Origin of the sequence: Cellulosimicrobium cellulans (assembly GCF_001722485.1) — a bacterium.
GTDB lineage: Bacteria > Actinomycetota > Actinomycetes > Actinomycetales > Cellulomonadaceae > Cellulosimicrobium > Cellulosimicrobium cellulans_A.
The window spans coordinates 1-6,058 of record NZ_LWGL01000176.1 but is presented as its reverse complement, the minus strand read 5'-3'; the positions used below and the strand labels follow the sequence as shown (position 1 = coordinate 6,058).

The 6,058-nt window shown below is 76.9% G+C and carries 9 protein-coding genes; 7 read left to right on the top strand and 2 right to left on the bottom strand.

The window, feature by feature from the left end; all coding sequences use genetic code 11:
* Positions 1-717, bottom strand: a 717-nt coding sequence (gene sepH, locus JZ5iCDA_RS14755) for a septation protein SepH (protein ID WP_069387841.1), incomplete at its 3' end; no start/stop codon positions are given.
* Between the two features lie 107 nt (positions 718-824).
* Here sepH and JZ5iCDA_RS14750 point away from each other — a divergent pair.
* The 3 genes from JZ5iCDA_RS14750 to JZ5iCDA_RS14740 all read left to right on the top strand — a co-directional run bounded on the left by JZ5iCDA_RS14750 (position 825) and on the right by JZ5iCDA_RS14740 (position 2,931).
* Complete coding sequence (locus JZ5iCDA_RS14750; protein WP_069387840.1) at positions 825-1,478, top strand: trimeric intracellular cation channel family protein; 654 nt, start codon at positions 825-827, stop codon at positions 1,476-1,478.
* Positions 1,479-1,481: 3 nt separating this feature from the next.
* Positions 1,482-2,333 carry an inositol monophosphatase family protein gene (locus tag JZ5iCDA_RS14745; RefSeq protein WP_253182112.1) on the top strand — a complete coding sequence of 284 codons (852 nt, stop codon included), beginning with the start codon at positions 1,482-1,484 and terminating at the stop codon, positions 2,331-2,333.
* A 298-nt stretch (positions 2,334-2,631) separates the two neighbouring features.
* Entirely contained in the window at positions 2,632-2,931 is a 300-nt protein-coding gene (locus JZ5iCDA_RS14740) for a DUF4193 domain-containing protein (protein WP_069387839.1), read from the top strand.
* A gap of 100 nt (positions 2,932-3,031) precedes the next feature.
* Here the strand turns inward: JZ5iCDA_RS14740 and JZ5iCDA_RS14735 are convergent, their stop codons facing one another.
* Positions 3,032-3,550, bottom strand: coding sequence for a DUF3093 domain-containing protein (locus JZ5iCDA_RS14735; RefSeq protein ID WP_069387838.1), 519 nt, complete (start codon positions 3,548-3,550; stop codon positions 3,032-3,034).
* 88 nt (positions 3,551-3,638) lie between these two features.
* Here JZ5iCDA_RS14735 and dut point away from each other — a divergent pair, with 88 nt between their 5' ends.
* The 4 genes from dut to JZ5iCDA_RS14715 all read left to right on the top strand — a co-directional run.
* On the top strand, positions 3,639-4,115 hold the full coding sequence (gene dut / locus JZ5iCDA_RS14730; protein WP_253182111.1) for a dUTP diphosphatase: 477 nt from the start codon (positions 3,639-3,641) through the stop codon (positions 4,113-4,115).
* A 143-nt stretch (positions 4,116-4,258) separates the two neighbouring features.
* Positions 4,259-5,002 (top strand): DUF3710 domain-containing protein, encoded by a 744-nt coding sequence (locus tag JZ5iCDA_RS14725; protein WP_069387837.1) that lies wholly within the window; start codon positions 4,259-4,261, stop codon positions 5,000-5,002.
* Position 5,003: 1 nt separating this feature from the next.
* Positions 5,004-5,378: an OB-fold nucleic acid binding domain-containing protein gene (locus JZ5iCDA_RS14720; RefSeq protein ID WP_069387836.1), complete on the top strand. Its 375-nt coding sequence runs from the start codon at positions 5,004-5,006 to the stop codon at positions 5,376-5,378.
* Positions 5,379-5,442: 64 nt separating this feature from the next.
* On the top strand, positions 5,443-6,058 hold a 616-nt coding region (locus JZ5iCDA_RS14715; protein WP_139123139.1), incomplete at its 3' end, for a DUF3159 domain-containing protein.

Sequence of the window (6,058 nt, the reverse complement as noted above, 5' to 3'; positions counted from 1 at the left end):
GGTCCGCGGGCGCACGCCCCGGCGACGCCCGAGGTCGTCGAGCAGGTCCGCCGTGCCGTCGGGCTCGGGCGCCCGCCGCGGCGCGTGCCGCCGGTCGAACGCCGCGTCGACGTCGAACACCTCCGGGGCCGCGGCCAGCGCAGGCTCCTCGGGCGGCTCCGGCTGGGTGATCCAGCGCGCCTCGTCGTCGAGCGGCTGCAGCGTGCGCGTCGCCGCGTCGAACGACCACCGCGCCGTGCACAGGCCGGACGCGACGATGAACTCGACCGTGACCACCCAGGGGGACCCGGGCCGACGCGCCGCCGACCACTCGACGTCGGAGAGGTCGACGTCGCGCGCCCGCAGGCGCTGCTCCGCGAGCTCGTCCACGGTCGGGCCGTCGTCGCCCGGGCCGGGGCGCGTGGCGCGCACGCGCTCGACGACGTACTCCTGCTCGGCGAGCACCGGGCCGGCGAAGCGTCGCACCTGCTCGACGGCGAGACCGGCGGCCCGCGCGACGTCCTCCACCCGCTCGCCGGCGCGCAGCCGGGACTGGATCTCGCGCGGCGTGAGCCGGCGCTCGCCCTCGGCGCGCAGGTGCTCCAGGTGCGGACGGTCGCGCCGCACCGCGGCGCGCAGGGCCTCGGAGATGGGCAGCACGAACCGGGCTCCGCCCGCGCCGCCGAGGACGAGGTGCTCCCCGTCCTCGTGCAGTCTCACCAGCTCGAGCTCGTCCATCGGTCCTCCCGTGTCACCATCGCTGCCTTGACTGTGCCATCCTCCCGCCCGGGGCGGGCGCAATACGCCCGGTGTGCCGCGGACTGGGTCCTGCGAAGATCGTGCGTGTGATCCTCGACCTCGTCCCCGGTGACGCCCTCGAGCTCGGCGGGGTCTTCTGCGCGGCGCTGTCCGGAGGGCTCGCCGCGGTGCGCAAACGGTTCGACCTCGTCGGCGTGCTCGTCCTCGCCTGGGCGGCGGGCCTCGGCGGCGGCCTGCTGCGCGACGTGCTCATCGGCGCGGTGCCGCCGGTCGGCATCGCGGACTGGCGCCTCGTCGCCGTCGCGGTCGCGGCCGGGCTCGTGACGTTCTTCTGGCACCCGCGCCTCGCGCGGCTGCGGCGCAGCATCGTCGTGCTCGACGCGGGCGCCCTCGCCCTGTTCGTGCTCTCGGGCACGATGAAGGGGCTCGAGTACGAGGTCGGGCCGCTCGCCGCGGTGTTCGTCGGGGTGCTCACCGGCGTCGGCGGCGGGATCCTGCGCGACGTCCTCACGAGCGAGGCGCCGCTGCTGTTCCAGGACCAGCAGCTGTACGCCATCCCGGCCCTCGCGGGCGCCGCGCTGACCGCCGTGCTCTGGGAGGCGGGTGCGCTGGGGCTCCTGTCGCAGGCCGGGGTGCTCGCGCTCGTGCTCGGGTTCCGGCTGCTCTCGCTGCGGCTGGGGTGGTCGGCGCCCGGGCCGTGGGAGGGTCGTCGGCCCGGACCCGGGTCGGGCAGGATGTGAGCCGTGCACTCCTTCATCGACGACCCCCGCCTGCCCGACGACGTCACCGTGCCCGCCCTGCGCGAGCTCGCCGAGCGCCTGGCCCGCTCCGCGGGCGAGCTCGTGCGCACGGGCCGGCCGGACCAGGTCGTCGTCGCGTCCACGAAGTCGACCGCGACGGACGTCGTGACGCGCATGGACGCGGACTCCGAGGCCCTGCTGCGCCGGGAGATCGCCGCGGCCCGGCCCGACGACGCGATCCTCGGCGAGGAGGAGGGTACGTCGGCGGGGACGTCCGGGATCACGTGGGTCGTCGACCCGATCGACGGCACCGTCAACTACCTGTACGGCGTCGCGTCGTACGCCGTGTCCGTGGCGGCGGTCGTCGGCCCGCCGGACCCGGCGCGCTGGACCGTCCTGGCGGGGGCCGTGCACTCGGTCGTCGACGGCCGCACGTGGACGGCGGGCGCCGGCGCCGGGGCGACGCTCGACGGCGCGCCCCTGCGGATCGGGGAGCCGGACGAGCTCGCGCAGTGCCTCGTCGGCACGGGGTTCGGCTACGACCCGGTGCGTCGCCGTGCGCAGGCGCGCGTGCTCGTCGAGGTGCTGCCGCGCGTGCGCGACATCCGCCGGCTCGGCTCGGCGGCGATCGACCTGTGCCTCGTCGCGAGCGGCGAGCTCGACCTCTACTACGAGCGCGGCCTCAACCCGTGGGACATGGCGGCGGGCGCTCTCGTCGCGCACGAGGCCGGGGCGCGCGTGACCGGCCTGCGCGGCGCGGAGGCGGGCCACGACATGACCGTGGCCGGAGGGCCGGCGCGCGTCGCCGAGCTCGTCGACCTGCTCGAGCGGGCGGGCGCCGACTCGGACGCCTGAACCCCGCGCGACGGGGCCTCGACGGCCCTGCGGAGACGTGACCGAGACCACCGCGGCGCGCCGCGCGCCCAGGGGGTGCATCCGTCAGGGAAATGGTGCAGAATCCGGGGGCCCACCGGGAACAATTCCGGTGCGGCGCGCATTGATCAGCGTGCACCGTGCCACGACGACCTCGCGGCACGTCACGTCACGGGACGTCCCCCACGTCCCCGTACCCGTGCCGTCCGGCACCCCGGCCCGTCCGGTCCCCGGCCGCGCACGGTCGCTATCGACGAGCTTTCGGAGAGTGACCCCACAGATGGCAACAGACTACGACGCCCCGCGCAAGAGCGAAGAGGAGCTCAGCGAGGACTCGATCCAGGAGCTGCAGGCTCGTCGCTCCGACAAGAGCTCGGGCGTTGTGGACGAGGACGAGACGGAGGCGGCGGAAGGCTTCGAGCTTCCCGGCGCCGACCTGTCCGGCGAGGAGCTCTCGGTCCGGGTGCTGCCGCGTCAGGCGGACGAGTTCACCTGCGCGAGCTGCTTCCTCGTGCACCACCGCAGCCAGCTCGCCTACGAGAAGAACGGGCAGCAGATCTGCACGGAGTGCGCCGCCTGACCCGCGTCCGCGCACGACCTCTCACGACGGCCGCCGCCCCTCGGGGCGGCGGCCGTCGTCGTCCCCGGTCCGTCGGTGTCCGTCGGTGTCCGTCGGTCCCTCAGCGCCCGGCGCCCGCGGCGCGCAGCGCCTCCGCGAGCTCGTGCGGGCGCCGGGTGGACACGAGCCAGTAGGGCGTCGGGTCCTGCGGGTCCTCCAGCAGTGCGTGCACGCCCGTCCGCGCCCACGCGCGCAGGCACACGTAGGCGCGCGCGTCGAGCCGGGGGCCGAGCTCCGTGCGCATCGCGTCCGCGTCGAGGGGCGTCACCGTGCCGAGCAGCGAGACGGGGACGGACGCGCGGCCGGCCCGGAACGCGCCGTCGCGCACGGCCACCACGGGCGAGGTCCACCACAGGGCCACGAGGCCGGCGACCGCCGCGACGGCGCCGACACCGACCGCGAGCGGGAGGCTCGCCGGCAGGAGGGCGACCGTCAGCACGGCGGCGAAGGCGACCGCCGCCAGCCAGCCTCCCGGGCCGGGCAGGACGCGCTCGGTGAACGACGAGGCGTGCTCGGGGGAGTGCGCGGGGGAGCCGGCCGGGGCGCTCGGTCGCGGGGACGGGTCAGCGGCGTCGGTCATGGGCCCATCATCCCAGGCGCCGCCGGCGGGCCGTCCCCCGGCCGGGGGATGGTCGCACCCCGCGGCGGCCGCCCACTAGGCTCGCCGGGTGCCGATCCAGCAGCAGCCCCCGACGGGCGACGTCGACGTCCTCATCACCCTCCTCGACGACGTGCCCCTCCCCGCGTACGCGCACCCCGGCGACGCCGGCGCCGACCTCGTGACCACGGTCGACGTCGAGCTCGCGCCCGGCCAGCGGGCGATCGTGCCGACGGGCGTCGCGATCGCCCTGCCGGACGGCTACGCCGCGTTCGTGCACCCACGCTCCGGCCTCGCCGCCCGGCACGGGCTCACCGTCGTCAACGCGCCGGGGACGGTCGACGCCGGCTACCGCGGCGAGATCAAGGTGACGCTGCTCAACACCGACGCGGCCGAGCCCGTCGTGCTGCGGCGCGGCGACCGCGTCGCGCAGCTCGTCGTGCAGAAGGTCGAGCGCGCACGGTTCGTCCGGGCCGAGCGGCTGCCCGGGTCCCACCGCGGCGAGGGCGGGTTCGGCTCCAGCGGCGGGTGGGCCGCCGCGACCTGACGGGCGCACGTTCGCGCAGGGCCGAGCCGCCCCGACGAGAGCGTGGCGGTCGTCACGTCGCACGGGGGCTAGTGTGGAAGGACGGGGCGGACGCCCCGGCAGGAGTCCCGGGCGGGTGCCCGGGCAGGTGAAGGAGCTCTTTCGTGGGTCTGTTCCGTCGCTCCCGGTCGTCGCAGCCGGCCGAGTCCTCGTCGGCGCAGGACGCTGCCGAGACCACGTCGCCCGAGCGCGCCGCGGCGACCGAGGACGGCGCTCCGGCCACGGCCGGCCGGGGTCCGTTCGACTCGTCGCAGGTGCCCGAGCGCGGGCCGCGCGTCGACCTGGGCGCGGTGTGGCTGCCCGGCGTGCCCGGCATGGAGCTGCGCATGGAGGTCGACAAGAAGACGCAGCGCATCACGGGCGTCGCGTGCGCCGTCGGCGGCTCGGGCCTGCAGGTCCAGGCGTTCGCGGCGCCGCGCACCGAGGGCATCTGGGACGAGATCCGCGGCGAGATCGCCGCGTCCGTCACCAAGCAGGGCGGCACCGTCGACGACGTGCCCGGCCCGTTCGGCCGCGAGCTCATCGCCCGCATCCCGGCCCAGGCGCCCGACGGCCGCACCGGCGTGCGCCCGGCCCGCTTCGTCGGCGTCGACGGCCCGCGCTGGTTCCTGCGCGGCGTCCTCACCGGCAAGGCCGCGGTCGACCAGCAGGAGGCGCGGCTGCTCGAGTCGGTCTTCGCGAACATCGTGGTCGTGCGCGACCAGAGCCCGCGCCCCCCGCGCGACCTCCTCACCCTGCACCTGCCCGGCAAGGCGCCCGCGCCCGCCCCGGCCACGCCGGCCGGCGCGCCCGAGGCGCCGTCGTTCGACCCGCTGAAGCGCGGGCCCGAGATCACGGAGACCCGCTGACGTGAGCCCCACCCTGCGTGACGCCTGGCACGCGGCGACCGCCTCCCAGGAGGAGGTCGCGGCCGGCGAGGAGCGGACCGAGGCCGCCCGGCAGGCCGGCTGCCGCGCGGTGTCCGAGCTGCCGAACCGTCGCCGCGCCCGGGTCACGGGCGTGCTGCGCTCCGTCGTGCTGCGCCCGCGCGAGGGCGTCCCCACGGTGGAGGTCGAGCTGTACGACGGTTCCGGTGCGATCGACCTCGTGTGGCTCGGCCGCCGGCGCATCGCCGGCATCGAGCCCGGCCGCCGCGCGCTCGTCGAGGGACTCGTGTGCGACGTGGACGGGCGCCGCACGATGTTCAACCCGCGCTACGAGCTGCTCGCCCGTCCGGGCGAGTGAGCGCCGGCCCGACCCGCACGCGCCCTCCCGGCGCTCCCCGAGACCTTCCCGAGGACACCGCACCATGACGAGCAGCACGACGCCGGGCGCGCCCGGCGGTCCCCACGAGGCGTCCCGCGGCGCCGGGGCCGCGCACGAGGCGGAGAGCGTCGAGACCGCCGTGGACGACGTCGCGGCGCCCGAGGACGGCCGGGCGCGCGGCGTGCGGGCGCTCGCGGGGGAGCAGTTCTCCGTCGCCGAGGCGGTCGGCGGCGTCCGCGGTCTCGTGGAGTCCGTGGCGCCGGGGCTCGTGTTCGTCGTCGTCTTCGTGGCGACGACCGACCTCACGTGGTCGCTCGTCGCCTCGGTCGCCGTCGCGCTCGTCGCCGTCGTCGCCCGCCTCGTCCAGCGCACGCCGCTCACGCAGGCGCTCGGCGGGCTGCTGGGCGTGGCGATCGGCGTCGTCTGGGCGTGGCGCTCGGGGGAGGCGCAGGACTACTTCGCGTGGGGCCTGTGGACCAACGCCGCCTACCTCGTCGCGCTGCTCGTGTCGCTCGCGGTGCGCTGGCCGCTGGTCGGGCTCGTCGTCGAGGGGCTTCGCAGCGGGTTCGGCGCCGGCACGGCGGCGTCCCCGGACGCCGAGACGGGCGCCGGCCCCGAGCCCGGCGCCTTCGCGCGCTGGGCCCGCGCGTGGCGCGGGG

Coding starts and splice junctions, on each gene's coding strand:
- JZ5iCDA_RS14740 (WP_069387839.1), top strand. CDS start 2,632: ATGGCAACAGACTACGACGCCCCGCGCAAGAGCGAAGAGGAGCTCAGC.
- JZ5iCDA_RS14735 (WP_069387838.1), bottom strand. CDS start 3,550: ATGACCGACGCCGCTGACCCGTCCCCGCGACCGAGCGCCCCGGCCGGC.